Raw genomic sequence first — 26,289 nt, 5'->3', positions numbered from 1 at the left:
CACCGAAGCGGTGACAAGCTCCGTTCATGGAATGGCGCGACGAGGGAATTATTCTCGGCACCCGCAAGCATGGCGAAACCAGCGCCATTCTTGAGGTCATGACGCGTGCGCATGGCCGCCACCTCGGCCTTGTGCTCGGCGGCCGCTCGCGCAAGCAGCAGCCGGTTCTGCAGCCCGGCAACCGCGTCGACCTGCTGTGGCGGGCGCGGCTCGACGAACATCTTGGCACCTTTCAGGCCGAGGCGATCGAGATGAACGCCGCCCGGCTCATGGACAGCGCCGTCGCCATCTATGGGCTGCAGACCATGGCTGCGCATCTGCGCCTGCTGCCCGAGCGCGACGCCCATGACGGCCTCTACGAGACGCTGGCCGTGATGATCGCCCATCTAGACGATGCGGACGCCGCCGGCGAGCTGGTGGCGCGCTTCGAATTGCTGATTCTCGACGAACTCGGCTTCGGCCTCGATCTCAGCCAGTGTGCTGCGACCGGCGCCAGGCAAGACCTTGCCTATGTCTCGCCGAAGTCCGGGCGCGCCGTGTCGCGCCAGGCCGGCGCGCCATGGCGCGACAAGATGCTGGTGCTCCCCGCTTTCCTGCAGCGCGGCTCCAGCCTGCGCGCCGATCCGGCGGCGATCGAGGACGCCTTCCGGCTGACCGGCTTCTTTTTTACCCGCCATGTCTACGAGCCGCGCGGCATTGAGGCGCCCGGTGCCCGAGCCGGCTTCCTCGCCGCCTTGCGCAAGCACCACGCGGCGGGCAAAGAGATTGGCGCCGAGACCGCCGCCGGAGAAATCACCAGATGAGCGAAGTGGAACTCTATCCCGGCCGGGTCTCGCCGCTCGGCCTCGGCACCATTCCGCACGGCGACATCCATAGATATACCGGCCTGGAATTGCTCCAGCGCATCATCGACAACAAATATCCGGCGCCGCCGATTTCCTTCCAGCTCAGCTTCGACCTTACCGAAGTGTCCGAAGGTCGTGCGGTGTTTCGCGGCCTGCCGAACGAGCGCTATCTCAATCCGCTGGGTGGGGTGCATGGCGGCTGGGCCGCGACGCTGCTGGATTCGGCTCTTGCCTGCGCGGTGCAAACGCTGCTCGACAAGGGCGAGGCCTATACGACGGCGGAGTTCAAGGTGAACCTGACACGGCCGATCACGCCGAAGACCGGCGAGGTGGTGTGCGAGGGCAGGGTGGTGCACAAGGGCCGCACATTGGCGGTTTCGGAAGCGACGCTGAAGGATGCCAACGGCAAGCTGCTGGCTTTCGGCACCGAAACGTGCTCGATCTTTCCGGCCGCCAATCTGGCGGCGCGCTGACTCGGCTGGCCGTCTGGCCGCCGTATTTGTCAGTAACTACTGGCTTGGTTTGGGGGAACCGCCATGTTCGAAAGCCTGATCGGCCTAGTCGCGATCATCGCGCTGTTCGTCATTATCTCGCGCCAGCAGAGCCGCATCGGCCTGATGGAGCGCGAACTTGGTGCGCTGCGCAGCCTCGTGCTTTCGGGCGCGCATGTGGCCCCGCCGCAGGCCAAGCCGGCAGAACAGGCCGCAAACGACAGCATGTCAACAGACGCGGCAGTTGCGGCCGTGACCGAAATTGTCCCGTCATCGGCGGGCGAGGCTGAGGAAAAGCCGTCCACAGAGGTTGAAGCCGGGGAGATTGCATCCGGACCGTGGGCTGCGGGCGAAGCGGCGCCGGCTGGATCTGCACCTGCGCAACCGGCCGCCGCGACGGCGAAAGCGACGCAAAAGCCTGACATTGAAACGGCGCTCGGTACCCGATGGGCGGTCTGGGTCGGCGGCATCGCGCTGGCGCTGGGCGGCCTGTTCCTGATCCGTTACACCATCGAGGCCGGCATTTTCGGTCCCGGCGTGCGGCTGAGCATGGCAGCAATGCTCGGGCTGGTGCTGGTCGCCGTCGGCGAGTTCATCCGCCGCACCGGCTTCAGGGTGCCGGTGCAGGGCGTCGCCGGCGCCTATATTCCGGCGATCCTGACGGCGGCCGGTGCTTTCATCCTGTTCGGCACGGTTTATGCCGCGCATGGCGTTTACGGCTTCATCGGGCCGGCGCTCGCTTTCACGCTGCTCGGCGCCATCGGTGTGGCGACCATCGCGGCCGCCCTCGTCCACGGCCAGGCGCTGGCCGGCATCGGCCTGCTCGGCGCGGTGGTGACGCCGATGCTGGTCGCCTCGCAGGCACCGAATCCTTGGGCGCTGTTCGGCTATTTGGCGATCGTGCTCGCCGCCACCGGCGTCATCGCCCGCCTGCGCGACTGGAAATTGCTGATGGCGGCAGCGTTTGTGGGCACCGGCCTCTGGACCATTCTTTACATGACTGATGCGCCGGGCACCGACCTGCCTGTCATCCTCTTCATCAATGCGGTGACCCTGGCCGTGCTTGCCTTCGTATGGCTCGGCCGTCGCGGTGGCGAAGCAGAGCCCGCCAGGGGCTTCGACTGGCCGTCGATCGCACCTGGCTTCTTCGTCGGCCTTTCGGCGATGGCGCTGTTCGTCGACCCGGCATACGCTGCCGGCGATGCTCTGCCGGGAGCAGCCCTTATCGCAGCCCTGGTCGCGGTAGCGCTCTACCGGCCGCTGGCGCTGGCGCTTCTGCACGCCGCAGGGCTGGCGACGGTGCTGGTCTATCTCGGCATTATTCCGCCAACCTCCGTCGCTGCAGAGTTTTCAGGTGGCGTTCTCGACGTCGAAGGTCTGCCGGCGGGAGTTGCCGATACGCTGATGCTCAGGATCGGTATCTTTCTTGGACTTATGTTCATCGGCGCCGGATTCTGGGCTGCGCGCAAATTTGCCGCGTCGGCACAAATCCGCGCCGCCTCATGGGCGGCATGGGGCGCTGTCGCGCCGCTGGTCATTCTGTTGGCGCTCTGGTTCACCTTCGGCAATCTCGACCGTGATCTTGTCTACGCGGCGGTTGCAGCCCTTCTGGTCGTGGTCTTCGCCGCCGGCGGCGAGTGGATCGCGCGCGGTGAAGAGCCGCCGCTACAGGGCGGTGCTGCCGTCTCCTTCGCGCTTGGCGGGACAGCAGTCGCCGCCTTGCTGATGATCTACATGGCTTTCGGGTCCGGCTGGACCACCATCCTCCTGGGTGCCGCGGCCATCGTGCCGGCGCTGGTCACCCGCTGGCGCGCCTATCCGGTGCTCGGCTGGATTTCGGTCGGTACGGTCATCGCGGTGCTCGGCCGCGTCGCCTTCGATCCGACAATCGTCGGCGCCGAATTCCTGTCGACGACGCCGGTATTCAACTGGCTGCTGCCGGGCTACGGCGTGCCGGCGCTTGCCTTCGGCTTTGCCGCCTGGCAGCTTGCCCGCACCACAAATGGCCGGCCACGCCTCGCCATGGAAGCTGGCGCAGCATTCTTTGCGCTGCTCACGGTTGCGATATTGGTGCGCCACGCCATGCATGGCGGCGTCATCGACACGGGTGCCATCACGCTCGCCGAGCAGGCAATCTATACGCTGATCGCCATCGGCGCCGGCGCCATCCTGGTCGCCATCGACATGCGCTCGCCAAGCTCGGTGCTGCGCTATGGTTCGCTTGCCGCGGGCGTGGTCTCGGTCGCCTTCATCGTCATCCAGCATTTTGTGGCGCTGAACCCGCTGTTTACTGACGAATCGACCGGGCGAATCCTGGTGTTCAACCTGCTGTTCCTCGCCTATCTCTTGCCGGCCGTCGCTGCCGGGGGGCTCGCGCTCTATACCAGAGACAAGCGGCCGAAATGGTACGCCGCGATGCTGGCGCTGGCGGCGGCACTGCTTGCCTTCGCCTATGCGACGCTGTCGGTGAGGCGGCTGTTCAAGGGCGAGTTCATTGGCCTCTGGAGCGGCCTCGGCCAGCTCGAGACCTACACCTATTCCGCGCTGTGGCTGATCATCGGCGTGGCGCTGCTCACCGCCGGCGTCTGGCTGAAGTCGCAGGCGCTGCGCATTGCGTCGGCAGCGCTGATCTCGGTCGCCGTGTTGAAGGTCTTCCTCTTCGACATGTCGGAACTGGAAGGCGTGCTGAGGGCGCTGTCCTTCATCGGCCTCGGCGCGGTGCTGATCGGCATCGGCCTGTTCTATCAGCGTCTGCTGACAAGAACGGTCAAATCCGATGCCGGATAGTATTCAGGCCAGATCGGTCTGCAAGAAATCATTGCCCTTGTAGAGCAGGGGTACCCGGTAGGCCTTGGCGCATGCATAGCTGAAGCAGTCGCCGAAATTCAGCTTGGCGGGATGGCCGACGTATCGACCGTAGTCGCGCGCGGCTTTTACTGCGAGTTCGCGAATGGCAGCATCCAGTGGAACTTCCACGGCCATGAGTTCGGCCAAGAAGCCGATGACGATCGTTTGGCATTGATCGATCAGAGCAGGCGGTGTCGGAGCTTGATCGCCGCTTTCAGCCACAGATTTCCTGCGGGCGATTCCGAGGATAGCTTCAAAAGCGGAACTCGGCGAGAAATAGAGCGTCTCGGCAGCTTCAATCCTTCTCAGCAGACGAGCCGCATCTGCCTCTCTCAAAATCAGCGCAATAATGGCGGACGCATCAAGAAACATCGGGTTCCCCCCAGGCCTCGTCCATGAATTTCTTCATATCGAAGGTGGGGTCATCGGGACCAAGTGCGCTCGCGGCATCCTGATACTTTTTGATACGCTCGCTCAGCGGAAGGACAGAGTTCGCTCGTTCAAGCTCGCGCTTGAGAGCGATTCGCACTGCTTCAGTCTTCGTGGGCGCCTTGATGGCGGACTGCAACTGACGAGCCAGCGCGTCGACCTCGTTATCGCGGATGTACAGAGACATATCGATTTCTCCAAACGTATATTCCAAGTCGAATATACAAAATATATGACTTCGAATATACGCCTTCAGGGCGCGCTTTCAACCTCACACCTCTCATTCATGGCGTGCGGCGCCTTGACAGGTGGCCCTCCAGCGCCGGCCGGGAATAAATCGCCCGCCGGCCGCGTTATCTTGTTGCTTGGGTGGCCGGGGCGGCGGACCGCTTCGCGCTGGCCGCTTGCGCCGCGCCGTGAAGGCGCGTTCAATCGGATGAACAAGGGCGACCTCAGAACCAGCGGTCATGGACGAAAAGAAGGCAGCAATCCTGGGCGAAATACCACGCCTGCGCCGTTATGCGCGCTCGCTGCTGCGCGACCGCGATTCCGCCGACGATCTCGTTCAGGACTGTCTCGAACGGGCGCTTGTGCGGCTCGACAATTGGCAGACTGGAGAAAGCCCCAGGAGGTGGCTGTTTACGATCATGCATCATTTGTTCATCGACCAAATGCGCAAGGTGAACCGGCGCGGCGAAGCCGCGATGCTGCCGCTGGAAGCGAGCGAGGCGCAGGCAGCACCAGCCGAGCAGGTGGAGAGCATCGCCTCGCGCGAAATTATCGACGCGTTGCAGGCGATAAGCCCCGATCGGCGCGCAGCACTGGTCATGGTCGCCATCGAAGGCTTTTCCTATGCCGAAGCCGCCAACATCCTCGGCGTGCCGGCCGGCACGCTGATGTCGCGCATCGCGCGCGGGCGTGATGAGTTGCGCGGGCTGCTGGATGACGCCGCGCGTCGCCGGGCGATAAGGATCGTCGAGAAATGACCCGGCGCGATTTTTCCGAACGCGACATCCACATGGCCCTCGATGGCGAGTTGCCGATTGACGAGCGCGTGGCTTATGACGCCTGGCTCGACGCCAATCCTGAAATGAAGGCGAGGAGCGCCCGCTATGTCGCCGACCGCGCAGCGCTTCGTGCCGCCTTTGCCGGCGTGCTCGACGAGCCGGTGCCGGCGCGGTTGCAGAAGATCGTGTTCGGCGAGGCGCCGGTCAAGACGGTGCCATTGGGCTCGCGCTGGTGGCTCCCGGCTGCCGCAGCGGCGATGCTGGCCATTGGCGGTGTTGGCGGTTATTTCGCCGGCATCGACCATCTCGGCCTGGAAGACCCCGCCGAGGACCAACTCGCCGAGCAGGCGATCGCAGCCCATGTCATCTATGCCGCCGAGCAGCGACATGCGGTGGAAGTGCCCGCCAGCGACAAGGATCATCTGCAGACCTGGCTGTCCAATCGGGTCGGCCTGAAGCTGGTCGCACCGGATCTGGCGGCGCAAGGATTCCAGCTCGTCGGCGGCCGGCTGCTGCCCGCTGGCGAGAGCAAGGCCGCGATGCTGCTTTATGAGGACGACAAAGGCGAGCGCATCTCGCTGTTCGTCACGGCCGAATCGGCCGAGAAGGCCAAGGGCACCTATGGGTCGGAAGAGAACGGCCCCGAGGCCGTCTACTGGCTGGATAAGGGCTATGGCTGCGCCGTCGTCGGCTCGCTGCCGCGCGCGCAGCTGACTGCGGTGGCGAAGAGCGCCTACAGCCAGCTTCTTGCCGGGCTGGCCAGCTGAGCTGCGCCTGTTTTTCAAAGGTTGCGTCTACAGCGCCGCGCGTCCTTTGGACGCGCAAAGGACGCTGTAGCACTTTAATTTTTGCGCATGATCCTTTCCGAAAATCGATTTCGATTTTCGGGCCGTGCACCCGGCGAAACTGTCACAATTGAGCCCGAATCGAGGTGCGATAGCGCTTGACGGATGCTGGCGCTTCGGCTGTGTTGTCGACACTTCTGACCAGGGCCTTTTCCACAACGCAATCGAGGTTTTCCGAGCCCGCATGCCTGCCGAGATTCGCACGGCCCGCGCGTCCGACGTCGATGACCTCGCCGTCATCGAGAAGGCTGTTTTCTCGAGCGATCGCATTTCCCGCCGCTCCTTTCGCCAGTTGATCGAACGCGAAAGTGCCGAGCTGCTGGTTGCCGAAAGCGACGGCCGCGTCGCCGGCTATGCGGTCGTGCTGTTTCGCAAAGGCAGCGGCGTCGCGCGGCTCTATTCCATCGCCATCGGTCCCTTTTTCGGCGGGCTCGGCATTGGCCGCATGCTGCTGGCATCGGCGGAGGAGACCGCCTTCGAACACAACCGCATGATGCTGCGCCTCGAGGTGCGCGAGGACAACAGCCGAGCCATTCGCATCTACGAGCAGAGCGGCTACCGCAAGATCGGCCGCGAACCGGGCTATTACGAGGACGGCGCCTCGGCGCTGCGCTACGAAAAGACCTTGCGGGGCGACATTCCGGTCGCCACCAGGGTGCCGTTCTACCAGCAGACCTGCGAATTCACCTGCGGCCCGTGCTGCCTGATGATGGCAATGGCCAATTTCGAGCCCGGCTTCGTGCCCGACCCGGTCATGGAAATCCGTTTGTGGCGCGAGGCGACCACCGTTTTCATGATGTCGGGGCCTGGCGGCTGCGAGCCGTTCGGCCTCGCCGTTGCCGGCCATGAAAGCGGGCTCTCTGCCGAGATATATGTCTCCTTCCATGGCGCGCTGTTCCTGCAGTCGGTGCGCAGCCAAGACAAGCGCCGGGTGATGGAACTGGCGCAGGTCGACTTTCGCCGGCGCGCGGAACATTACGGCATCCCGGTGAATTACCGTCCATTCGCCATCGACGATATCCGCACCGCGATCGCCGAGGGGAAACTGGTGTTGGTCCTGATCAGCGGCTTCCTGATGTTCGGCAAGAAGGTTCCGCACTGGGTGCTGGCCATCGGCGACGACGGCGACCATATCCTGATCCACGATCCCTGGGTCGAAGACGAGAGACAGGAGACCATTCTTGATGCCGCCAACATTCCCGTGCCTTACGGCATCTTCATGAACATGGCGCAGTTCGGCCGCGACGGATTGCGTGCCGCCATTACCCTCGGAAAGCGCGACAGACAATGACCTGGGTCATCCTTACCGGCCGGCAGAACGATCTCGATCAGGTGGCGACACCGCACAAGATCATCACCAATCGCGACTACCTTGCCCATCCTGCGCTGTTTCGCGGACAGCGGCCGAAGGTCATCAACCTGTCGAACAATTACGGCTACCAAAGCCGCGGCTACTATGCCTCGCTGCTGGCCGGTTCGCGCGGCCACAAGGTCATCCCGACGGTCGAGACGATGATCGACCTGTCCGAGCGCAAGCTCTACGATCACGCGCTGCCGGAGCTGGAACTCGCGCTCAACAAATGCCGCAAGGATCTGGGCGGCGCCTTTCCGCAAAAAGTCTGCATCTTCTTCGGCATCGGCCCGTCGAGGATATGGGATCGCTTCGCCAAGCTTTTGTTCGACTGGTTTCGAGCGCCGGCGCTGGAAGTCCGCATCACCGACGGCGCCGAATGGGCGTCGGTCCGCAAGATCGGCTTCCATCCGCTGGCCAGGATGACCGAGGAGGAAGAAAAGCGCTTCCTTCAGTGCCTCGAGACCTATACCAACCGCGAATGGCGTGACACCAAGGGCCGCACGCCGGCGCGCTACACCTTCGCCACATTGGTCGATCCGCATGAGGAGTTGCCGCCGTCGGAGATTTCGTCGCTGCGCTACTGGGCCAAGATCGCCGAAAAGATGGGCGTCGAAATCGAGCCGATCACCAAAAAGGATCTGGCCAAGCTCGCCAATTACGACGCGCTGTTCATCCGCGAGACCACTTCGATCTCCAACCACACTTACCGCTTCGCGCGCCGCGCCCAGCAGGAAGGCATGCCGGTCATCGATGATCCGCTGTCGATGATCCGCTGCACCAACAAGGTCTATCTCAACGAGCTGATGACCTACAACAAGGTGCCGGTGCCACCGACGGTGATGATCGCCGGCACCTCGGATCTCGAAGTTGCGGCGCGGGCGCTGGGCTTTCCGCTGGTGCTGAAGATCCCGGACTCGTCGTTTTCGCGCGGCGTCAAGAAATGCGCCACCTTCGAGGAACTGAAGACGCTTGCCACCGAATGGCTGGAGGATTCCGATCTCTTGATCGCGCAGAAATTCATTCCGACCGAATATGACTGGCGCGTCGGCGTGCTCGGCGGTCAACCTCTGTTTGCCGTGCACTATCTGATGGCCAAGAAGCACTGGCAGATCGTCAACCACAAGGCCAACGGCAAGCCGGACCAGGGCGGCATCAAGACCTTTACCTTGAAGGAGGCGCCGGCCCATGTCGTCGAGACGGCGGTGAGGGCGGCGCGCTGCATCGGCGATGGCCTCTACGGCGTCGACCTCAAGGAGACCAAGGACGGTGTCTTCGTCATCGAGGTCAACGACAATCCCAATCTCGACCATGGCTGGGAGGACTCCGGCGAAAAAGACGAGGTCTGGGTGCGGCTGACGCAGTGGTTCCTGGAACGGCTCGACCGACAGGGTCGGTAACCGTTCCACTTGGGGAGACGGAGAGATGCTATTCATAGTGACCCAGGATCCGGAGAACGACCCGGAACTGGCCTTTCCCAAGCCGGAAACGCTGCGGCAGTATATTGTCCACGTCTCCGGCATTCCGGTGTGGTGGGGCCACTTCAAGAGGCTCTACATCAACGCCACCGGCAGATGCCAGGACAGTTGCGTACCGCCAAAAGGCCGGCCCAAGGTGCGCGCCGAGGCCCGCGCCATGATTGCCTTCTATGCCGTCGTGCTTGTGCTGGCCGTCTGGTTCCGGGCAACCACGCTCGTCTATGTCTGGATCGTGCCGGCGCTTCTCGGGCAGCCGTTCCTACGCCTCTATTTGCTGGCCGAGCATGGCCGCTGCCCTTTCGTGGCCAACATGCTGGAAAACACCCGGACGACGCTGACCAACTGGTTTGTCCGCAAGCTCGCCTGGAACATGCCCTTTCACGCCGAGCATCATGCCTATCCGGGTGTGCCGTTCCATCAACTGCCGGCGTTTCACGCGCTGATCGAGCGCCATCTCAAGGAGATCGAAGCCGGTTACGTGCGCTTCCAGGAAAAATATATCGAAACATTGCGCTGATGGCAGGTATCTCAGGCCGAGCCGATGACTGGCTCGGCGCTGTCGCGTTCAACCGGATTGTCTGACCACCGCGCTCGACTTCAGCAGGCGCTGGATATCCGCCGCATTCGACGGCACACCGATCAGGTAGCCTTGGGCCTCGACACAGCCTTCCCTGCGCAGGAATTCAAGTTGCGCTCCGGTTTCGACGCCTTCGGCGGTGACGGTCGTTGCAAGCTGCGCACCGAGCCCGATAACCGTGCGCACGATCGCGGCCGTGTCGCGGTTGTCGATGTCGCGGATGAAGGAGCGGTCGATCTTGATCTTGTCGACCGGGAAGCGGCGGAGATAGCCGAGCGACGAATAACCGATGCCGAAATCGTCCAGCGCGATTCGGACGCCGAGGTCGCGCAACTGCCTGAGCGTCTTGAGCACGGTATCGCTCTCGTCCATCAGCACTGTTTCGGTGATTTCTAGTTCAAGCCGATCGGCCGGCACGCCGGAAAATGCCAGCGCGGAGATCACGCTGCGGGCAAAGGTGCCACTTTTGATCTGCACAGCCGAGACATTGACCGCGATACGCAACCCATGCGGCCAGCCCGCCGCAACCGTGCAGGCTTTCCTCAGCGCCCATTCCCCGAGCGGCACGATCAGCCCGGTTTCTTCGGCGACCGGGATGAAGTCGTCTGGCGGCACCAAGCCGCGTGCCGGCGAGTGCCACCGCATCAGCGCTTCGGCGCCGACGATTTCGCTGGAGGCGATGTTCATGATGGGTTGGAAATCGAGCTCGAATTCCCGCCGCCGCAGCGCTGCCTGCAGGTCGGTTTCGAGTGCGCGTCGTGCCCGTACCATCGCATCCATGCCTGGCTCGAAGAAGCGATAGACGTTGCGTCCTTCGCTTTTCGCCCTGTAGAGGGCCATGTCGGCGTTTTTTAGCAGCGTGTCGGCATCCCTGCCGTCATTGGGGAAAAGGGCGATGCCAAGGCTGATGCCGACATGCATGTCGCGGCTTTTGTCGCGAAATGGCTTTCCGATGATATCGATAATGCGTTTTGCCAGTTTTTCCGCATCGCCGGCACCTTTTGGGCCGGCACCTTTTGTATTGAACTGGATGATGACGAACTCATCGCCGCCGAAACGAGCGACCACGTCCGTTTCGTTGCGAAGGCAATTTTGCAGCCGCTCGGCCACGCATTTCAGCAGCCAGTCGCCCGCCGGGTGCCCCCAGGTGTCGTTGACGGACTTGAAGCGGTCGAGGTCGAGCGAGAATATCGCCAGGTCCGTGGCCTCGCCCAAGGCCTGGTCGAGCCGTTCGCGGAACATCGAGCGATTGGGCAGATTGGTCAGCGTGTCGTGATGTGCAAGGTGGGTCATGCGCTCTTCGACGCGCCTGCGCTCGGTGACGTCGTCGAAAGTTGCGACCCAGCCACCTCCACTCATCGGCCGCCGCACGACCAAAAGCGTTCTGCCATCGGCAAGATGGCGATAGGTTGACCGCATTTCCCCGGCTTGAAGGCAGGCTGCGGTTTTCGAGATCTCGCTGTCGATGTCGATCTCTGCATAGATACCCAGGCGCACGAGCTGCTCAAGCGCGTCGCCGTGGCTCATGCCAAGCGGAAAATCGGCCGGCGTCACGTGGTAGAGTTCCAGGAAACGTTCGTTGCGCACGATCAGCCTGCTGTCTGCGTCATACATCAAAAGGCCTTGCGACATGTTGGCGAGTGCCGCGTCGAAGCGTCGATGCTGCTCCTTCAGCTCCTGCTCGGCGCGCCGTTGTTCGGTGATATCCTCGTAGATCGACACCCAGCCGCCTGAAGCCAGCGGCCGGTGCGAGATGTTGATGATGCGGCCATCCGACAGCGTTTCCTCGTAGGTCGAGGGTTTCGCCCGGTCGATATAGGGCTTGCGGATGGCGTAGAGTTCTTCGGCGCTGTGCGAGGCGACACCGATGTCGACGCTGTGCTGGAGGATGTCGAAAAACCGGATGCCGGGCTGCACGATCTCGGGGTCGAGGCAAAAGATGCTGGTATAATTGCCGTTGCAGATGATCATACGCTCGTCGGCATCGAACATGGCCAAGCCATGCGACATGTTCTCGACGGCGGCCGAAAAACGATCATCCTGTTTTCGCAGTTCGTCCTCTATCCGTCGCGGCAGGCCTATACCTTCGGCCCTCCGTCCGCGGACGGGCGAACCAGCCTTGGCATGAGTGACGGACATGAGGCGTGCCTGCAGACCGTGATCGAACACGGCACTGTTGTCCTTTTCGGTTAATTTACCGTTTTTCAGTCGGCCGGCTGCAGCGTTTGACGCCGCGATTTCTCGATTGCCGCATACCGTTTGAGGAACGCGTTTTGCGCCCAGGTCACCGAACGCGGGGTGAAATCGAAGCGTTCGGCATTGAAGCCGCGCGGTCGGCCGAAGAATTCGGTCGCCTCGGCGGTCGAAAAGCCGGCAAGCAGCGTCGCCTCGAAATAGGCGGCGATCTGGTCGGCGCGCTTGATTTCCTTGCGCAGGCCCGCACTAGGTTCGACCGGCAGCGAAAAGCGCAGATGGATGGCGCGCTGCAGCCTCAGCTCGCACTCCTTGTAGCTGCCGCCCATCACCGATTTGAACGGTGAGATCATGTCACCGATGACATATTCCGGCGCGTCGTGCAGCAAAGCCGCCAGCCGCGCGTCGGCCGGGGCGTCCGGCGCCAGCTCGCCGAAAAGCGCCTCGACCAGCAGCGAATGCTGGGCGACGGAAAAGGCGTGATCGCCGCTGGTCTGGCCGTTCCAGCGGGCGACGCGGGCAAGCCCGTGGGCGATGTCCGAAATCTCGATATCAAACGGCGAAGGGTCAAGCAGATCCAGCCTCCGGCCCGACAGCATGCGCTGCCAGGCGCGCGGCGGCGCGCCGGCACGGTCGGCCGCCATCAGGCCTCCTCCGCGCCGACGGATTCCTGCGGGCCAACGGTTTCCAGCGGAAAAGTGAACTTCGCCCAGGCAGGGATGGTGAGCGACACAGTGACGTCATCCGCCATGATCGGCTGGCCGACGTCGAGCGCTGCCTTGACTCGGTCGATACGGGCTATGGCGAGGCCTGCCGTGCCGGCGGCAGTACCAAGCGTGCCGACCGGTCGCCCGGCAACTGTCAGTTCGGCACCAGGAGCCGGCAGGGGCCGCTCGGCCGAAACGATCAGTACCCGCCGTCTGGCGGTGCCGCGATGCTGCATGCGCGAGACCACCTCCTGGCCGACATAGCAGCCCTTCCTGAAGCCGACACCGCCGGTCTCGTCGAGCAGCACATCATGCGGGAAGGCGTCGCCGAGCTGATAGTCGCTGCCGCTTTCGGCAATCCCATGGGCGATGCGCAGAGCTTGCCATGCGGCCGGATCGCCGCCGGCGGCCGTGCCGCCATAAAAGCGCGTTACGGACGCGTCGCGGAACCGTGCATCTGCAACCGGCGTTGAATCAAACTGCGAAGCGGTTGAGTCATCCCCCCACGCAACAGCGACAAGTCCCTGATCTGCCTTGGCGATCTCGACCTTGGCGCGCAATTTGTAGAGCATCAGCCGCCGGATGAAATCATCTGATACATCGGCTCGGCATTCGAGGCGGAAGGAATTCTCGCCAGCGCGGGAGATCAGGAAGTCGAACAGGATCTTGCCTTGCGGCGTCAGCAAGGCGCCAGGCTTTGCTTCGCCGGCAGCCAGTGCGTCGAGGTCGGTGGTCAGGATGTTCTGCAAAAAGTTCTCGGCATCCGGGCCTGACACGGAAACGAGTGCGCGATCTCTCAGTAGGGCAAAGGGCATGGGCGGAAAAAGAACCTGATCTTGCAAAACAGTCGGCCATTACGTAAGCCGCTCACACTCCCCCCGCAAGAGACCGGATCAGCATGGCCACGACCTACGACCTCATCCTGACAGGCGGCACGGTGGTCAATCACGATGGCGAGGGCCGGCGCGACGTCGGCATCAACGGCGGGCGCATCGCCGCCATCGGCGATCTTGGCCAGACTTCAGCCGGCGAGACGGTCGACTGTCGTGGCCTGCACGTCCTGCCCGGCGTCGTCGACAGCCAGGTGCATTTCCGCGAGCCGGGGCTGGAGCATAAGGAAGATTTGGAGACCGGCTCGCGGGCAGCTGTGCTGGGCGGCGTCACCACCGTCTTCGAGATGCCCAACACCAACCCGCTGACCACCAGCGAGGCAGCCCTTGCCGACAAGGTGCGGCGCGCCTCCGGCCGCATGCATTGCGACTTTGCCTTCTGGGTCGGCGGCACCCGCGACAATGCCGGGGATGCCGGCGAACTGGAGCGGCTACCCGGTGCTGCCGGCATAAAAGTATTCATGGGCTCGTCCACCGGTGACCTTTTGGTCGAGGACGATGAGGGCGTCGCCTCGATCCTGAGGAATACCCGCCGCCGTGCGGCCTTCCATTCCGAGGACGAATTCCGGCTGCGCGAGCGGCTCGGCGAACGCATCGAGGGCGACCCGGCCTCGCATCCGGTTTGGCGCGACGAGATCGCCGCCTTCCGCTGCACCGAGCGCCTTGTGCGCATTGCTCGCAAAGCCCGCGCGCGTATCCATGTGCTGCACATCTCGACCGCCGAGGAGATCGCCCTCCTCGAACGGCACAAGGACGTCGCGACCTGCGAGGCGACACCGCATCATCTGACGCTGAGCGCTGACGACTATGCACGCCTCGGCACGCTGATCCAAATGAACCCGCCTGTGCGTGCAGCACGCCACCGCGACGGCATCTGGCACGGCATTGCGCAAGGCATCGTCGATGTGCTGGGTTCCGACCACGCCCCGCACACGCTGGCCGAAAAGGCAAAGCCCTATCCGACCTCGCCGTCGGGCATGACCGGCGTGCAGACGCTGGTGCCGATCATGCTCGACCACGTCAATGCCGGCCGGCTGACGTTGCAACGTTTCGTCGACCTGTCCAGCCACGGCCCGCAGCGTATCTTCGGCATGGCCAGCAAAGGCCGCATCGCCGCCGGCTACGACGCGGATTTCACGATCGTCGATTTGAAACGTCGCGAGACCATCACCAATGCGCAGGCAGGCTCGAAGGCTGGCTGGACGCCCTATGACGGCAGAGAAGTGACCGGGTGGCCGGTCGGAACAGTCGTGCGCGGCCGCCGCGTGATGTGGGAAGGCGAGATCGTCACGCCCGGGCAGGGCCGGGCGGTGGAGTTTTCCGAGGCGCTGGCGGTCTAGAGCGTCGGACTTTCAAGCCGCTCAATCCCCGGCGACGAAGAACGTCCACTGTCCGTCCGGCGTGATGCCGACGCGGTAGAAGATGTAGGCGCCGAACTGCTTCATGCTGTCATAGTCGCCGGCGGTGACGATCTTGAACAGCTCGACCCGCTGCCTGGCGTCGAGCTTGTCCAGCGGCAGCGCGAAGAAATATGGCCAGACATAGAGCTCCTGCGGCGTGCCGACATCGACATGGACATAGCCGGCACCGAGTACCTCTTCCAGGATGGCGAGGATTTCCTGGCCTTCCGTGTCGCCCGAAAGACCTTTCAGGAAGGTGATCGGGTCGCCTTCGATCTCGCTCAGCGACAATTGGGTCATCGTATCGCCCTGGCCGATCAGCGGCCGGAGCTTTTCGATGTCGCCGCTCTTGCAGGCCCCGATAATCAGATCGTGCATGCGCCTGACCGGCTCCGGCAGCTTGCTGAGATCGTAGACGACCTCGGGCAAGGGTTCATCCGGGTCGACTTGCGGATTGGCTATGCCACCATCGTCTGTTGGCCTCTCCGGTTCGATCTGTTCCCGCTCGTCGGGGGGCGTTGGCTGGCTAGCCGCAGGCGGCGTCGTGGCGAGCGGGTCGGGCATCGGCACCGCAGTTCCCGGCGGCGGCATGTCGTCGTCGGCGGGCGGCGCGACCGGCGAAGGAAGGTCCTCGCGCTTGATTTCACTCAGCGCATATCCGGGGCTGCTTGCGAGGCAAAGCGCGAGCGGAACCGCGGCGCAAAAAGCGGCGAGCCGGATGCTGAGGGCCAAGCCACGCGGCTGGCCTGACGTCGAAAAGTTCACCGCCTGCCTCTCCATGATTCCGTCCAGATGCCCAGGCCCTTACAGATGCCCAGGCCCTTACAGGTGCCCAGGCCCGCCCAGGTGCCCGGGGCATGACCGCCCAAGCGGCACGCCGTGGTCAAAGAGCCTGATGCCGGTTCAGTGCCGCAGCCGTCCTGGTTCGAAGGCCCCGGCTATCACCTTTTCACGCATGCGGTCGAGCAGGGCAAGGGCCGAGGTCTCGCCATTGGCGCGCAGCATTTCGCCGAACGCGGTTTCAAGGGCCGCCTCGGCGATGATTTCCGGCTCGATTCCGGCCGAAAGCCCTTCCGCCCAGGCCTCGCTGTGGCTTTCCACGGCAGTCAGGCGCTTTTCTTCCCTGACCAGCGCGTCGATGTCGTTGACGCCATGTTCCATTGCGATGTCCACCCTTTTCAAGCGGCGATCCGGCAGATGCGGATCAGGCTTGGGCTGTCCCTTTTACACGCAGGTTAAGTAAGTACTTGTAAATACGACATTTCTAGGGTCGTTTCGACAAGGGCTCGTCACGTTTTGCAAACCTGCGTTCGATCCGATTCAAACTTAGCCGATTAGGCCGGCGAGCGGGATGAAAACCTTCAGTTTGAGTTAATTCCACATCCGCGCGGTAACGTTTCGTTAATGCCGTTGCAGAAGTGCAACACAAGGATTGCACTAAGACGCCACCGGACACAAGCAGGGGGTGCCAAGGTCAGTTGCCGTAGCGCGAGGCGATGTCGCGCGACAGCGTCTCGCCTTCCTTCATGTAGCGGCTGATGGCTTCGGTCGCCGAGGCGGTACACTGCGTGTAGGTGCCGCCGAAGGAGCGGTAGCCGCGATTGAAGCTGGCGATGAAGCGGGCGCGCCGCTCCGGGTCCGGATTTTCCGAAGCGATCAGCTTCTCCATCTCGACCCGCCAGCGGTCGCCCTTCTCGCCGCACAGATTACGCAGGAAATGCAGCGACCCAAGCACCTCCGCCAGCCGCATCAGCCCCGGCTCGAACGGCGACTCGGCGGCCAGCGCCGGCCGCGCGCCGATTGCCGTACTGGCGGCGAGGCAAGCTGCAAGGAAAAGCGATGCGCGGATCATAAGTCTATGTGGCCAAACAATTTGTCGGCTGCAAGGCGATTTTGGAGGTTACGCCCCTGCATTCCTGAGCAATTCTTCGGCAACGGCAAACACCGAAGCGGCAAGCGGCAGCGCCGTCATTTCGCCGAGCGTATAGAAGGCGGCGGTCTCGGCGTCGTCGCTGGCTACGGGCTCGCCGCCGACATAGGTGGCGCCGAACACCGTCAGCAGATAGTCGACCGGGTGCCCGTCGCTGCCGCCGTCGATGTGGATTTCCCGAAGTGGGCGGTAGTTGTGAGCCTGCAACCCGGTTTCTTCCAGCAATTCGCGCTGCGCGGCTTGTTGCAGCGTCTCGCCGGCCTCGACCTTGCCGCCTGGAAACGCGTAGAATCCTTGCGAAGGCTGCCGCGCCCGCTTGACCAGCAGCACCGTGTTGCCGCGGACAATGGCGACCGAGACAGCCGGGAGTATCTTGCGCATCTCGTCCATGGATCTCCGATCGTCATTTGCTGCAGCCCGTTGTGGACCGGTCGGCTTGAAGAAGCATTAGCGATTGCGCAACGCCGGTTCCATTGCCACCTTCGCATCCGACCAATTCAACGAGTTTTTAGCTTATGTGCGGACGCTTCGCCTTGACCGCCACGCCGGACCAGACTGCCGCCTTTCTCGGTCTGACGGAGCTGGAGGATTTTCCGGCCCGCTACAACATCGCGCCGACGCAGCCGGTCCTGATGGCGATTGCAGGCTTGCCGCAGGCGTCAGGCTCGAATCTGCCTGACCGGCAGCCGATGCTGGTGCGCTGGGGACTGATTCCAGCCTGGGTGAAGGACACGCGTGAGTTTCCGCTGCTGTTCAACGCCCGCTCGGAGGGAGCAACGGAAAAGGTCTCGTTTCGCACCGCCATGCGCCATCGCCGCGCTTTGGTCCCGGCTTCCGGCTTCTACGAATGGCGTCAATCGGGCGGCAAGAGGGGGCAGCCCTATTGGGTGCGGCCTAAGCATGGCGGGCTTGTCGCCTTCGCCGGGCTGATCGAGACCTATGCCGAGCCGGGCGGTTCGGAGATGGACACCGGCGCCATCCTGACCGTTAACGCCAATGCCGACATCGCCCATATCCATGACCGGATGCCGGTGGTGATGGATCCGCAGGATTTCGCCCGCTGGCTGGATTGCCGCACGCTGGAGCCGCGCGACGTGGCCGACCTGCTCAGACCGGCACTGCTCGATTTCTTCGAGGCTGTTCCGGTTTCCGACCTCGTCAACAAGGTCGCCAACACCGGGCCGGAGATTCAGGGGGGCGTCGTGGGGCCGGAGCCCGGGAAGGCCAGGCGCCAGAAGCCCGGCGCGGACGACAATCAGATGACCTTGTTTTAGCAGTAGCTGCTATTTCCTGGGGCGCTTCAGCGCCTTCATTGCCGGCACCCCATTTACTGGCGACCGGCCGGCCGCACGTCACATCAGGCAGCGCGCGGCGATATGATCTTCTGCACCGGCTTCTTCTTCTTCGCTGTGTGGAGAAGGGCGGCGACGATCGCGGCCGGGCCGATCGCCCGGTATTGGCTGGCGAGCGCCGGTTGCTTGGCACTGCTGGAGTCCTGCTTGGTTCGGGGCATTTTTCTCTTCCCTGGTAACGTCTTCGTGTCCGCGTTTGCTGGTCGAATCCGACCAAATCGTGACATCTGGTGATCTAGCCGGCGAATGTTTCATGACTGTGCCGAGATGTTTAATAAAATGTTTCACTGCGTCATTACCTGTGATCCAGCGACTCTTTTGCCGAAAGTTGCGACTTGACGGCAACACTGGGTGAGGCGATAAAGCCGCTCATGAGAACGTCTTTCGCCATTTGTGGCATTTGCATTATTGGCTAGCTTCGCGCTGGTCCGGACGTTTTCGCCTATCTTCCTTCTAGAGTGGACAAACGCCCCGGCCAGCAGGCTGGTGCCTGATTTGCGTCTCGGCGCAAGTGGGCCCAGCCAAAAAGTAACGCACCGGGAAGGCACGAATGTCTGACGCATCGCAGGGCCTGCGCCTCTACAACACGCTGACGCGGACCAAGGAGGATTTCTTCCCGATCGATCCGCGCAATGTGCGCATGTATGTCTGCGGCCCGACGGTCTACGACTTTGCCCATATCGGCAACGCGCGGCCGGTGATCGTCTTCGACGTGCTGTTCCGTCTGCTGCGCCATCTCTACGGGCAAGCGCACGTCACCTATGTACGCAACATCACGGATGTCGACGACAAGATCAATGACCGCGCACTGCGCGATTTCGGCGGCGAGATTGCCTCGGGAAAGCTGTCGCTGAACGAGGCGATCCGGCGGGTCACCGAAAAAACCGCCGACCAGTTCCACAAGGATGTGGCAACGCTCGGCTGCCTGGAACCGACGGTCGAGCCGCGCGCCACCGAATTCGTCGAGCCGCGCGCCGATGGCAAAGTCGACATGATCTCCTTGATTCAACGGTTGATCGAACGCGGCCATGCCTATGTTGCGGCAGGCGAAGTTCTGTTCGACACGGCCTCGATGCCGGACTACGGCCAATTGTCGAAGCGCAATCTCGACGAACAGCAGGCCGGCGCTCGCGTCGCCGTCGATCCACACAAGAAGAACCCTGGCGATTTCGTGCTGTGGAAGCTGTCCTCGCCGGAAGAGCCGGGCTGGGACAGCCCGTGGGGCAGGGGCCGGCCGGGCTGGCACATCGAGTGCTCGGCGATGTCGGCCGCCTATCTCGGCGAGGTCTTCGACATCCATGGCGGCGGGCTCGACCTGATCTTCCCGCACCACGAGAACGAGATCGCCCAGTCGCGCTGCGCCCACGGCACCGATGTGATGGCAAAAGTGTGGATGCACAACGGCTTCCTGCAGGTCGAGGGGCAGAAGATGTCCAAGAGCTTGGGCAACTTCTACTCGATCAACGAGTTGCTGGAGACCGAGACCTTTGGTGGCCGCAAATGGCCGGGCGAGGTGCTGCGGCTGGCGATGCTGATGACGCATTATCGCGAGCCGATCGACTTTTCCGTGCGCAAGCTGGAAGAGGCGGAAAATACGCTGCGTAAATGGAAGCGGGCGGCGGATATCGCACCGGCGGCGGCAATGCAATTGCCGGTGGAAGTGGTGGAAGCCCTGTCGGACGATCTCGCAACCTATTCTGCGTTCCAGGTGCTGACGCAGTTGGCCGGCGAGGCTGTGGATTTCAATGCTGCCGGTGGCGGTAACGCTGCCGCAGCGGGCAACGATGCTGCCGCTTCGCTGAAGGCGGCGTTGCTGTTCCTTGGCTTCGACGTTACGCCGGCCAAAGTCGATGAAGACGCCATCGCCAGGGCGATCGCCAAACGCCTGACCCTCATCTCTGCTGGAAATTGGGCCGAGGCCGACCGCATCCGCGCCGAATTGCTGGCGCAAGGTATCCAGTTGAAGGACGGCAAGGACCCCGTCACCAGCGCCCGCATCACCACCTGGGAGGTAAAAAGATGATCGATCATCTTGGCATCACCGTTTCCGATTTCGACGCGTCGAAGGCGTTCTATGATAAGGCGATGGCGCCGCTCGGTGCCTCGCTGCTCTACATGGTGCCGCAGGAATATACCGGCGGTGCGAAGGTCGGCGGCTATGGCCGTGACCGGCCGGTGTTCTGGCTGCATCAAGGCAAGGACAAGCCGAAGGACCGCCAGCACGTCGCCTTCACCGCGCGCAGCCGCGCCGAGGTCGATGCCTTCCACGCCGCCGCCATCGCTGCCGGCGGCAAGGACAATGGCGGGCCGGGCCTGCGTCCGCACTATCATGCGAACTACTATGGCGCCTTTGTCTTCGACCCCGACGGCAACAATGTCGAAGCCGTCTGCCATACCCCGGAGTGAAGCAATGAGCCTAGACAACAGACCAGTCTACACAGGCGGTTGCCAGTGCGGCGCCGTGCGCTTCCGTGTCGAAGGCGCGCTGGGTGACGCCTCCGTCTGCCATTGCCGCATGTGCCAGAAGGCAAGCGGCAATTTCTACCTGCCGCTGGTGTCCGTGCGTGGCGCAAAACTCGACTGGACGCGCGGCGAGCCCAAACGCTTCCGCTCCTCCAACGCCGCATGGCGCGGTTTTTGCGCCGATTGCGGCACGCCGCTGACCTTCGAGGCGCCCGACGGCATCGCACTCGCCATCGCCGCCTTCGACGATCCGGAGGAGATCGCGCCGACCATCCAGTGGGGCATCGAAGCAAAACTCCCCTATGTCGATCACATCCACGAATTGCCCGGCGAGGACACGATGGCCGATTTTTCGTCGTCCTCGTATCTCGCCGACCTCGTCTCTTACCAGCACCCCGACCACGACACCGAACAATGGCCGCCGGAGGAAAGATCATGACCGAAACCGTTCGAACCGGCGGCTGCCAGTGCGGCGCCGTGCGTTTCCGCATTCGTGGGGCGCTTGGACGCCCGTCCATCTGCCATTGCCGCATGTGCCAGAAACAGTTCGGTTCCTTCTTCGGCGCGCTGGTGACGGTGCCGAAGGACGGCGTCGAATGGGTGCGCGAGGAGCCGAGCTATTTCCAGTCGTCGGTCAACATCGATCGCGGCTTCTGCGCCCGCTGCGGCACGCCGTTGACCTACAGGCAGCCCGGCGGGCTTGAGATCGCCATCGGCGCTTTTGACGATCGCTCCGACCTCGCACCGCAGATCCAGGTCAACTACGCCGCCCGGCTGCCCTGGGTGGAGAAGATCTTCGACGCGCCGGTCCATGACGATCCCGACTACTACACCCGGCAGGAATCGATCATCTCCTTCCAGCATCCGGATCACGAGACGGCCAACTGGCCGCAGCAGGGCCTGAAATTATGAGCAGTGAACTGCGCACCCTCTATCCGGAGATAGAGGCATACGAGTCCGGCATGCTGGATGTCGGCGACGGCCATCAGGTCTACTGGGAGCGTTCCGGCACCAGGGGTGCCAAGCCGGCCGTATTCCTGCATGGCGGACCGGGCGGCACCATTTCCCCGAAGCACCGGCGGCTGTTCGATCCGAAGCTTTACGATGTCATCCTGTTCGACCAGCGCGGCTGCGGGAAGTCGACGCCAAACGCCTCGCTCGAGGCCAACACCACCTGGCATCTGGTCGCCGATATCGAGCGCCTGCGCGACATGTGCGGCTTCGACAAATGGCTGGTGTTCGGCGGCTCGTGGGGCTCGACACTGGCGCTGGCCTATGCCGAGACGCACCCCGAGCGGGTCAGCGAACTGGTCGTGCGCGGCATCTACACGCTGACGCGCGCGGAACTCGAATGGTATTACCAGTTCGGCGTCTCGGAAATGTTTCCCGACAAATGGGAGCGCTTCCTGGCGCCGATCCCCGAGGCCGAGTTCGGCGACATGATGGCCGCCTATCGCAAGCGGCTGGTCGGCAGCGACCGCAAGGCGCAGGTCGAGGCCGCCCGCGCCTGGAGCCTGTGGGAGGGCGAGACGATCACGCTGTTGCCCGATCCGGAAACCAGCAGCCGGTTTGGCGAAGACGACTACGCCGTCGCCTTCGCCCGAATCGAGAACCATTATTTCGTCCATGCCGGCTGGCTGGAGGAAGGGCAATTGCTGCGTGATGCCTTCAAGTTGAAGGATATCCCCGGCACCATCATTCATGGCCGCTACGACATGCCGTGCCCGGCGCGCTATGCCTGGGCGCTGCACAAGGCGTGGCCGAAGGCGGATTTCCACCTGATCGAGGGTGCCGGCCATGCCTATTCGGAGCCGGGCATCCTCGACCGGCTGATCCGGGCGACGGATCGGTTTGCGGGGAAATGAGCATGGGCCGCGAGCGCCTCTATCTCTTCGACACGACACTGCGTGATGGCCAGCAGACGCCGGGCATCGACTTTTCGGTCGAGGACAAGATTGCCATCGCCGGGCTGCTCGACGGGTTCGGCGTCGACTATGTCGAGGGCGGCTATCCTGGCGCCAATCCGACCGACACCGCTTTCTTCGCCGAGCACCGCACGGCCAGTGCCAAATTCGTCGCCTTCGGCATGACCAAGCGGGCAGGCGTGTCGATCTCGAACGATCCAGGCCTTGCCGCACTGGTCCAGTCGAAGTCGGACGCCATCTGCTTTGTCGCCAAGAGCTGGGACTACCATGTCCGCGTCGCGCTGGGCTGCACCAACGAAGAAAACCTCGAGGCGATCAAGGCCTCGGTCGAGGCGGCGGTTGCTGCCGGGAAGGAAGCACTGGTCGACTGCGAGCATTTCTTCGACGGCTTCAAGGCCCATCCCGATTATGCGCTCGCTTGCGCCAGGACCGCCTACGACGCCGGCGCGCGCTGGGTGGTGCTGTGCGACACCAATGGCGGCACGCAGCCGTCGGAAGTGCGTGCTATCGTCGAGAAGGTCATCGCCTCCGGCATTCCCGGAGACCATCTCGGCATCCATGCCCATGACGACACCGGCCAGGCGGTGGCGAATTCGCTGGCCGCCGTCGAGGCCGGCGTGCGCCAGATCCAGGGCACGCTGAACGGCATCGGCGAGCGCTGCGGCAACGCCAATCTGATCTCGATCGTGCCGACGCTGGCGCTGAAGCCGGCCTTTTCCAACCGTTTTATGACAGGCATCTCGGCCGAAGCATTGGCCGGCATATCGCGCCTTTCCCGCGCCTTCGACGAATTGTTGAACCGTGCGCCGGAAGCGCAGGCGCCCTATGTCGGTGCTTCCGCCTTCGCCACCAAGGCCGGCATCCATGCCTCGGCGCTGGCCAAGGAGCCGGCCACCTACGAGCATGTGCCGCCGGAAGCGGTCGGCAACCGCCGCCGCGTCATGGTCTCGGACCAGGGCGGCAAGGCCAATTTCCTCGCCGAGTTGAAACGGCGCGGCATCGAAATGCCGAAGGACGACCACCGGCTCGATGCGCTAATATCAGTGGTCAAGGAGCGCGAGGCCGAGGGCTATGCCTATGAAGGCGCCGACGCCAGCTTCGAGCTGCTGGCGCGCAAGATGCTGCACGGCCTGCCGGAATTCTTTAGCGTCACCTCGTTCCGCTGCATGGTCGAGCGCCGCTTCGACGCCAACGGCCAGCTGAAGACGGTCTCCGAGGCGATCGTCAAAGTGCTGGTCGACGGCGAGGAGAAGATGTCGGTGGCGGAGGGGCACGGTCCGGTCAACGCGCTCGACATCGCGCTGCGCAAGGATCTCGGAAAATTCCAGAACGAGATCGCCGACCTCGAGCTTGCCGACTTCAAGGTGCGTATCCTCAATGGCGGCACCGAGGCGATCACCCGCGTGCTGATTGAATCGCATGACAGCACCGGCGCCCGCTGGTGGACGGTCGGCGTCTCAGAAAACATCATCGACGCTTCGTTTCAGGCGCTGATGGATTCGATCGTCTACAAGCTGATGAAGAACCGCGAGTTGGCTGGGCTGGTCGCGGCAGAGTAGGATTGAACCATCAGCGAAAGTCCATTGATCCATCAGAACTTTGCGATGGTCTTGGCCCGGCGGCTGGCGCATAGCGTTGGGCCATGGCCACGCAAGCAATTCAGCTCGAAGCAGACTCAAAGGCCCGGCGTGGCTTCCTGCTGGCGCTGGGCGCCTATCTCCTGTGGGGGTTGCTGCCCTTCTATATGAAGGCGGTCGCACACCTGCCGCTGGCCGAAGTCATCGCGCACCGCATCGTCTGGTCAGTGCCGATCGCGGCCGCCGTTTTGATCTGGGCCGGCCGCACGGCGGATTTCAAAGCGGCGTTGCGTTCGCCGCGCATCATTTCTATGGCGGCGCTGACGGCGGCGCTGATTTCGGTCAACTGGGGCATCTATGTCTGGGCGATCGCGGTCGACCGTACCATCGAGACCGCGCTTGGCTACTACATCAACCCGCTTGTCAGCGTCGTTGTCGGCGCGCTGCTGCTCAGCGAACGGCTCAACCGGCTGCAAATCGCGGCGGTGGTGCTGGCGGCCATCGCGGTCGCGGTGCTGACGATCGACGCCGGCAAGCTGCCCTGGGTGTCGCTGGTGCTGGCGTTTTCCTTCGCCGCATACGCCTTCTTCCGCAAGACGCTGCCGATCGGTCCTAGCCAGGGTTTTTTGCTTGAAGTGCTTTTGCTGTCGGTGCCGGCGCTCGGCTACATCATCTATCTCGTCGTCACTGGGCAGGACCATTTCGTCTCCAGTTCGCTGAACGATACCGCGCTGCTGATCGGCTGCGGCCCGGTCACCGCCATACCGCTGCTGCTGTTTGGCTTCGGGGCCAAGCTGCTGCGTCTCTCTACCATCGGCATCATGCAGTATATCGCGCCGACCATTGTGTTCCTGATCGCCGTGCTGATTTTCGGCGAACCCTTCGGCAGCATCCAGGCCATCGCCTTCGGCCTGATCTGGACGGCGCTGGCGATCTATTCCTGGTCGATGTTCCGCGGCCGCGAGATCCGGCCGGCAGTGCGTTAGAACGAGGGATTTTCGATGTACGTGCTACACATAGCAAACAAGAATTATTCCTCGTGGTCGCTGCGGCCCTGGGTGCTGATGCGGATATTGGACGTCCCCTTCGAGGAGCGGCTGACACCGTTTCCGACCGGATCGAGCTGGAGGCTCTACCGGCCGTTCTCGCCCAGCGGCCGCGTACCGTGCCTGATTGACGATGGCTGGGCGGTTTGGGATTCGCTCGCCATCGTCGAATATCTGGCCGAGCGCCACGCCGGCGTCTGGCCTGCCGACGCGAAGGCGCGAGCCTGGGCGCGGTCGGCTGCGGCCGAAATGCATTCGAGCTTCACCGCCTTGCGCGGCTCCTGCCCGATGAATTGCGGTGTCCGCGTCGCGCCGGTGCCGATGTCGGATGCGCTGAAGCACGACCTCTTCCGTCTCGGCGATCTCTGGGGCGATGGGCTGCGCCGCTTTGGCGGACCGTTCCTGGCTGGCGATCGCTTCACCGCCGTTGACGCCTTCTTTGCCCCGGTGGCGTTTAGGGTTCAGTCCTACGGACTGTCCTTCGAGGGCGCAGCTGCCACCTATCCGGCGCGATTGCTGGCTCTGCCGGCAATGCGCGAATGGTATGCGGCAGCCCTTGCTGAGACGTGGCGCGAGCCGAACCACGAAGCGGAAGTGCGCGCTGGCGGCACTGTCATCGAGGATCTTCGCGCCACCTTGTAGCGGTTGCTGCTACATCCCGCGCCCCAGACGCCTGACGAACAGATAGACGACCGCCGCGACCGCGAGCGATATCGCCGACGCCACCCAAAAGCCCACCCGCGTGTCGACCAGCGGCAGCCCGCCGACATTCATGCCGAACAGGCCCGAGATGATCGTCATCGGCAACAGCACCGCGGTCATCACCGACAGCATGTAAAGCAACTGGTTCGACTGCGTCGTCAGCTTGGCCATCAGCTCGTCCTGCAAGAGCCTGGCGCGTGCCTGCAATTGCTCGCCGTCGTGATGCAATGTATG

28 protein-coding genes and 1 pseudogene are annotated in these 26,289 nt (G+C 63.3%); 18 read left to right on the top strand and 11 right to left on the bottom strand.

Translation table 11 applies throughout. The features are described 5' to 3' along the window. Positions 1-26 precede the first annotated feature (26 nt). From recO to AC0L14_RS17615, 3 genes are all read left to right on the top strand, one after another. Positions 27-803, top strand: a complete 777-nt coding sequence (recO, locus tag AC0L14_RS17625; RefSeq protein ID WP_473750210.1) for a DNA repair protein RecO — start codon at positions 27-29, stop codon at positions 801-803. Next, the gene (locus AC0L14_RS17620; protein ID WP_473639349.1) at positions 800-1,318 is read left to right on the top strand and encodes a PaaI family thioesterase; all 519 of its coding nucleotides are present in this window, start codon (positions 800-802) and stop codon (positions 1,316-1,318) included. Before recO ends, AC0L14_RS17620 begins: the two co-directional genes overlap by 4 nt. Positions 1,319-1,381: 63 nt before the next feature. After that, complete coding sequence (locus AC0L14_RS17615) at positions 1,382-4,123, top strand: DUF2339 domain-containing protein (protein ID WP_473750209.1); 2,742 nt, start codon at positions 1,382-1,384, stop codon at positions 4,121-4,123. A 3-nt stretch (positions 4,124-4,126) separates the two neighbouring features. Here AC0L14_RS17615 and AC0L14_RS17610 read toward each other — a convergent pair whose 3' ends face one another. Together AC0L14_RS17610 and AC0L14_RS17605 are read right to left on the bottom strand one after the other, a co-directional pair. Continuing rightward, entirely contained in the window at positions 4,127-4,555 is a 429-nt protein-coding gene (locus AC0L14_RS17610) for a type II toxin-antitoxin system VapC family toxin (protein ID WP_473486651.1), read from the bottom strand. Beyond that, on the bottom strand, positions 4,545-4,799 hold the full coding sequence (locus AC0L14_RS17605; RefSeq protein ID WP_292216872.1) for a type II toxin-antitoxin system VapB family antitoxin: 255 nt from the start codon (positions 4,797-4,799) through the stop codon (positions 4,545-4,547). The genes AC0L14_RS17610 and AC0L14_RS17605 overlap by 11 nt, the downstream gene beginning before the upstream one ends. Before the next feature lie 280 nt (positions 4,800-5,079). Between AC0L14_RS17605 and AC0L14_RS17600 the strand changes: the two genes are divergently transcribed. From AC0L14_RS17600 to AC0L14_RS17580, 5 genes and pseudogenes are all read left to right on the top strand, one after another. Next, positions 5,080-5,598: a sigma-70 family RNA polymerase sigma factor gene (locus AC0L14_RS17600; protein WP_135936357.1), complete on the top strand. Its 519-nt coding sequence runs from the start codon at positions 5,080-5,082 to the stop codon at positions 5,596-5,598. Continuing rightward, positions 5,595-6,386: an anti-sigma factor family protein gene (locus AC0L14_RS17595; protein ID WP_473486652.1), complete on the top strand. Its 792-nt coding sequence runs from the start codon at positions 5,595-5,597 to the stop codon at positions 6,384-6,386. Before AC0L14_RS17600 ends, AC0L14_RS17595 begins: the two co-directional genes overlap by 4 nt. Positions 6,387-6,555: 169 nt before the next feature. After that, positions 6,556-7,755: a peptidase C39 family protein gene (locus tag AC0L14_RS17590; RefSeq protein WP_473486770.1), complete on the top strand. Its 1,200-nt coding sequence runs from the start codon at positions 6,556-6,558 to the stop codon at positions 7,753-7,755. Next, a complete protein-coding gene (locus tag AC0L14_RS17585) occupies positions 7,752-9,215 on the top strand; it encodes a RimK family protein (RefSeq protein WP_473486653.1) in 1,464 nt (487 codons plus the stop codon). Before AC0L14_RS17590 ends, AC0L14_RS17585 begins: the two co-directional genes overlap by 4 nt. 40 nt (positions 9,216-9,255) lie before the next feature. Next, positions 9,256-9,810 (top strand): annotated as a pseudogene (locus AC0L14_RS17580) (fatty acid desaturase); the annotation flags it as partial. 48 nt (positions 9,811-9,858) lie between these two features. Here the strand turns inward: AC0L14_RS17580 and AC0L14_RS17575 are convergent. From AC0L14_RS17575 to ygfZ, 3 genes are all read right to left on the bottom strand, one after another. Then, complete coding sequence (locus AC0L14_RS17575; protein WP_473486654.1) at positions 9,859-12,009, bottom strand: putative bifunctional diguanylate cyclase/phosphodiesterase; 2,151 nt, start codon at positions 12,007-12,009, stop codon at positions 9,859-9,861. A 65-nt stretch (positions 12,010-12,074) separates the two neighbouring features. Further along, complete coding sequence (locus AC0L14_RS17570; protein ID WP_473486655.1) at positions 12,075-12,707, bottom strand: HD domain-containing protein; 633 nt, start codon at positions 12,705-12,707, stop codon at positions 12,075-12,077. Next, the gene (gene ygfZ / locus AC0L14_RS17565; RefSeq protein WP_473486656.1) at positions 12,707-13,585 is read right to left on the bottom strand and encodes a CAF17-like 4Fe-4S cluster assembly/insertion protein YgfZ; all 879 of its coding nucleotides are present in this window, start codon (positions 13,583-13,585) and stop codon (positions 12,707-12,709) included. Before ygfZ ends, AC0L14_RS17570 begins: the two co-directional genes overlap by 1 nt. 83 nt (positions 13,586-13,668) lie before the next feature. On the opposite strand from ygfZ, the gene AC0L14_RS17560 reads away from it, so the two are divergent. Then, positions 13,669-15,000: a dihydroorotase gene (locus AC0L14_RS17560; protein ID WP_473486657.1), complete on the top strand. Its 1,332-nt coding sequence runs from the start codon at positions 13,669-13,671 to the stop codon at positions 14,998-15,000. A gap of 21 nt (positions 15,001-15,021) precedes the next feature. On the opposite strand, the gene AC0L14_RS17555 is transcribed toward AC0L14_RS17560, so the two are convergent. The 4 genes from AC0L14_RS17555 to AC0L14_RS17540 form a co-directional block, all read right to left on the bottom strand. Beyond that, positions 15,022-15,825: a hypothetical protein gene (locus tag AC0L14_RS17555; protein WP_473750208.1), complete on the bottom strand. Its 804-nt coding sequence runs from the start codon at positions 15,823-15,825 to the stop codon at positions 15,022-15,024. A gap of 138 nt (positions 15,826-15,963) precedes the next feature. Further along, positions 15,964-16,221 carry a hypothetical protein gene (locus AC0L14_RS17550; RefSeq protein WP_077381793.1) on the bottom strand — a complete coding sequence of 86 codons (258 nt, stop codon included), beginning with the start codon at positions 16,219-16,221 and terminating at the stop codon, positions 15,964-15,966. Between the two features lie 313 nt (positions 16,222-16,534). After that, entirely contained in the window at positions 16,535-16,912 is a 378-nt protein-coding gene (locus tag AC0L14_RS17545; protein ID WP_123149796.1) for a TIGR02301 family protein, read from the bottom strand. Positions 16,913-16,960: 48 nt separating this feature from the next. After that, entirely contained in the window at positions 16,961-17,380 is a 420-nt protein-coding gene (locus AC0L14_RS17540; RefSeq protein ID WP_473486659.1) for an NUDIX hydrolase, read from the bottom strand. Between the two features lie 125 nt (positions 17,381-17,505). Here AC0L14_RS17540 and AC0L14_RS17535 point away from each other — a divergent pair, with 125 nt between their 5' ends. After that, the gene (locus tag AC0L14_RS17535; RefSeq protein WP_473528054.1) at positions 17,506-18,264 is read left to right on the top strand and encodes an SOS response-associated peptidase; all 759 of its coding nucleotides are present in this window, start codon (positions 17,506-17,508) and stop codon (positions 18,262-18,264) included. Between the two features lie 83 nt (positions 18,265-18,347). Here AC0L14_RS17535 and AC0L14_RS17530 read toward each other — a convergent pair whose 3' ends face one another. Continuing rightward, the gene (locus tag AC0L14_RS17530; RefSeq protein WP_095496669.1) at positions 18,348-18,503 is read right to left on the bottom strand and encodes a hypothetical protein; all 156 of its coding nucleotides are present in this window, start codon (positions 18,501-18,503) and stop codon (positions 18,348-18,350) included. A gap of 389 nt (positions 18,504-18,892) precedes the next feature. Here AC0L14_RS17530 and cysS point away from each other — a divergent pair, with 389 nt between their 5' ends. The 8 genes from cysS to AC0L14_RS17490 all read left to right on the top strand — a co-directional run bounded on the left by cysS (position 18,893) and on the right by AC0L14_RS17490 (position 25,995). Further along, positions 18,893-20,365 (top strand): cysteine--tRNA ligase, encoded by a 1,473-nt coding sequence (cysS, locus tag AC0L14_RS17525; RefSeq protein ID WP_473750207.1) that lies wholly within the window; start codon positions 18,893-18,895, stop codon positions 20,363-20,365. After that, the gene (locus tag AC0L14_RS17520) at positions 20,362-20,748 is read left to right on the top strand and encodes a VOC family protein (RefSeq protein WP_473486662.1); all 387 of its coding nucleotides are present in this window, start codon (positions 20,362-20,364) and stop codon (positions 20,746-20,748) included. Before cysS ends, AC0L14_RS17520 begins: the two co-directional genes overlap by 4 nt. Positions 20,749-20,752: 4 nt before the next feature. After that, positions 20,753-21,244 carry a GFA family protein gene (locus AC0L14_RS17515; RefSeq protein ID WP_473486663.1) on the top strand — a complete coding sequence of 164 codons (492 nt, stop codon included), beginning with the start codon at positions 20,753-20,755 and terminating at the stop codon, positions 21,242-21,244. Next, complete coding sequence (locus tag AC0L14_RS17510; protein ID WP_127313523.1) at positions 21,241-21,717, top strand: GFA family protein; 477 nt, start codon at positions 21,241-21,243, stop codon at positions 21,715-21,717. Before AC0L14_RS17515 ends, AC0L14_RS17510 begins: the two co-directional genes overlap by 4 nt. Further along, positions 21,714-22,670 (top strand): prolyl aminopeptidase, encoded by a 957-nt coding sequence (gene pip / locus AC0L14_RS17505; protein WP_473750206.1) that lies wholly within the window; start codon positions 21,714-21,716, stop codon positions 22,668-22,670. Before AC0L14_RS17510 ends, pip begins: the two co-directional genes overlap by 4 nt. A 2-nt stretch (positions 22,671-22,672) precedes the next feature. Then, entirely contained in the window at positions 22,673-24,289 is a 1,617-nt protein-coding gene (cimA, locus tag AC0L14_RS17500) for a citramalate synthase (RefSeq protein WP_473528051.1), read from the top strand. Positions 24,290-24,372: 83 nt separating this feature from the next. Next, positions 24,373-25,293 carry an EamA family transporter RarD gene (gene rarD / locus AC0L14_RS17495; RefSeq protein WP_473486667.1) on the top strand — a complete coding sequence of 307 codons (921 nt, stop codon included), beginning with the start codon at positions 24,373-24,375 and terminating at the stop codon, positions 25,291-25,293. 15 nt (positions 25,294-25,308) lie between these two features. Then, positions 25,309-25,995: a glutathione S-transferase family protein gene (locus AC0L14_RS17490; RefSeq protein ID WP_473486668.1), complete on the top strand. Its 687-nt coding sequence runs from the start codon at positions 25,309-25,311 to the stop codon at positions 25,993-25,995. A 9-nt stretch (positions 25,996-26,004) separates the two neighbouring features. Here the strand turns inward: AC0L14_RS17490 and AC0L14_RS17485 are convergent, their stop codons facing one another. Further along, the gene (locus AC0L14_RS17485) at positions 26,005-26,262 is read right to left on the bottom strand and encodes a CorA family divalent cation transporter (RefSeq protein WP_473613662.1); all 258 of its coding nucleotides are present in this window, start codon (positions 26,260-26,262) and stop codon (positions 26,005-26,007) included. Positions 26,263-26,289: the final 27 nt, after the last annotated feature.

Source organism: Mesorhizobium sp. WSM4841 (genome assembly GCF_055811515.1).
The sequence above is the reverse complement of the archived record's forward strand: the minus strand, read 5'-3'. Positions and strand labels throughout refer to the sequence as shown.

What these genes read in the sequence shown, in the direction of transcription:
- AC0L14_RS17615 (WP_473750209.1), top strand. Translation starts at nt 1,382, where the DNA reads ATGTTCGAAAGCCTGATCGGCCTAGTCGCGATCATCGCGCTGTTCGTC.
- AC0L14_RS17600 (WP_135936357.1), top strand. Translation starts at nt 5,080, where the DNA reads ATGGACGAAAAGAAGGCAGCAATCCTGGGCGAAATACCACGCCTGCGC.
- AC0L14_RS17560 (WP_473486657.1), top strand. Translation starts at nt 13,669, where the DNA reads ATGGCCACGACCTACGACCTCATCCTGACAGGCGGCACGGTGGTCAAT.
- AC0L14_RS17605 (WP_292216872.1), bottom strand. Translation starts at nt 4,799, where the DNA reads ATGTCTCTGTACATCCGCGATAACGAGGTCGACGCGCTGGCTCGTCAG.
- AC0L14_RS17515 (WP_473486663.1), top strand. Translation starts at nt 20,753, where the DNA reads ATGAGCCTAGACAACAGACCAGTCTACACAGGCGGTTGCCAGTGCGGC.
- AC0L14_RS17610 (WP_473486651.1), bottom strand. Translation starts at nt 4,555, where the DNA reads ATGTTTCTTGATGCGTCCGCCATTATTGCGCTGATTTTGAGAGAGGCA.
- AC0L14_RS17620 (WP_473639349.1), top strand. Translation starts at nt 800, where the DNA reads ATGAGCGAAGTGGAACTCTATCCCGGCCGGGTCTCGCCGCTCGGCCTC.
- pip (WP_473750206.1), top strand. Translation starts at nt 21,714, where the DNA reads ATGAGCAGTGAACTGCGCACCCTCTATCCGGAGATAGAGGCATACGAG.
- cysS (WP_473750207.1), top strand. Translation starts at nt 18,893, where the DNA reads ATGTCTGACGCATCGCAGGGCCTGCGCCTCTACAACACGCTGACGCGG.
- AC0L14_RS17530 (WP_095496669.1), bottom strand. Translation starts at nt 18,503, where the DNA reads ATGCCCCGAACCAAGCAGGACTCCAGCAGTGCCAAGCAACCGGCGCTC.
- AC0L14_RS17585 (WP_473486653.1), top strand. Translation starts at nt 7,752, where the DNA reads ATGACCTGGGTCATCCTTACCGGCCGGCAGAACGATCTCGATCAGGTG.
- AC0L14_RS17545 (WP_123149796.1), bottom strand. Translation starts at nt 16,912, where the DNA reads ATGATCCGCGCATCGCTTTTCCTTGCAGCTTGCCTCGCCGCCAGTACG.
- AC0L14_RS17535 (WP_473528054.1), top strand. Translation starts at nt 17,506, where the DNA reads ATGTGCGGACGCTTCGCCTTGACCGCCACGCCGGACCAGACTGCCGCC.
- rarD (WP_473486667.1), top strand. Translation starts at nt 24,373, where the DNA reads ATGGCCACGCAAGCAATTCAGCTCGAAGCAGACTCAAAGGCCCGGCGT.
- AC0L14_RS17570 (WP_473486655.1), bottom strand. Translation starts at nt 12,707, where the DNA reads ATGGCGGCCGACCGTGCCGGCGCGCCGCCGCGCGCCTGGCAGCGCATG.
- AC0L14_RS17550 (WP_077381793.1), bottom strand. Translation starts at nt 16,221, where the DNA reads ATGGAACATGGCGTCAACGACATCGACGCGCTGGTCAGGGAAGAAAAG.
- AC0L14_RS17575 (WP_473486654.1), bottom strand. Translation starts at nt 12,009, where the DNA reads ATGTCCGTCACTCATGCCAAGGCTGGTTCGCCCGTCCGCGGACGGAGG.
- AC0L14_RS17540 (WP_473486659.1), bottom strand. Translation starts at nt 17,380, where the DNA reads ATGGACGAGATGCGCAAGATACTCCCGGCTGTCTCGGTCGCCATTGTC.
- recO (WP_473750210.1), top strand. Translation starts at nt 27, where the DNA reads ATGGAATGGCGCGACGAGGGAATTATTCTCGGCACCCGCAAGCATGGC.
- AC0L14_RS17595 (WP_473486652.1), top strand. Translation starts at nt 5,595, where the DNA reads ATGACCCGGCGCGATTTTTCCGAACGCGACATCCACATGGCCCTCGAT.
- AC0L14_RS17510 (WP_127313523.1), top strand. Translation starts at nt 21,241, where the DNA reads ATGACCGAAACCGTTCGAACCGGCGGCTGCCAGTGCGGCGCCGTGCGT.
- AC0L14_RS17520 (WP_473486662.1), top strand. Translation starts at nt 20,362, where the DNA reads ATGATCGATCATCTTGGCATCACCGTTTCCGATTTCGACGCGTCGAAG.
- ygfZ (WP_473486656.1), bottom strand. Translation starts at nt 13,585, where the DNA reads ATGCCCTTTGCCCTACTGAGAGATCGCGCACTCGTTTCCGTGTCAGGC.
- AC0L14_RS17490 (WP_473486668.1), top strand. Translation starts at nt 25,309, where the DNA reads ATGTACGTGCTACACATAGCAAACAAGAATTATTCCTCGTGGTCGCTG.
- cimA (WP_473528051.1), top strand. Translation starts at nt 22,673, where the DNA reads ATGGGCCGCGAGCGCCTCTATCTCTTCGACACGACACTGCGTGATGGC.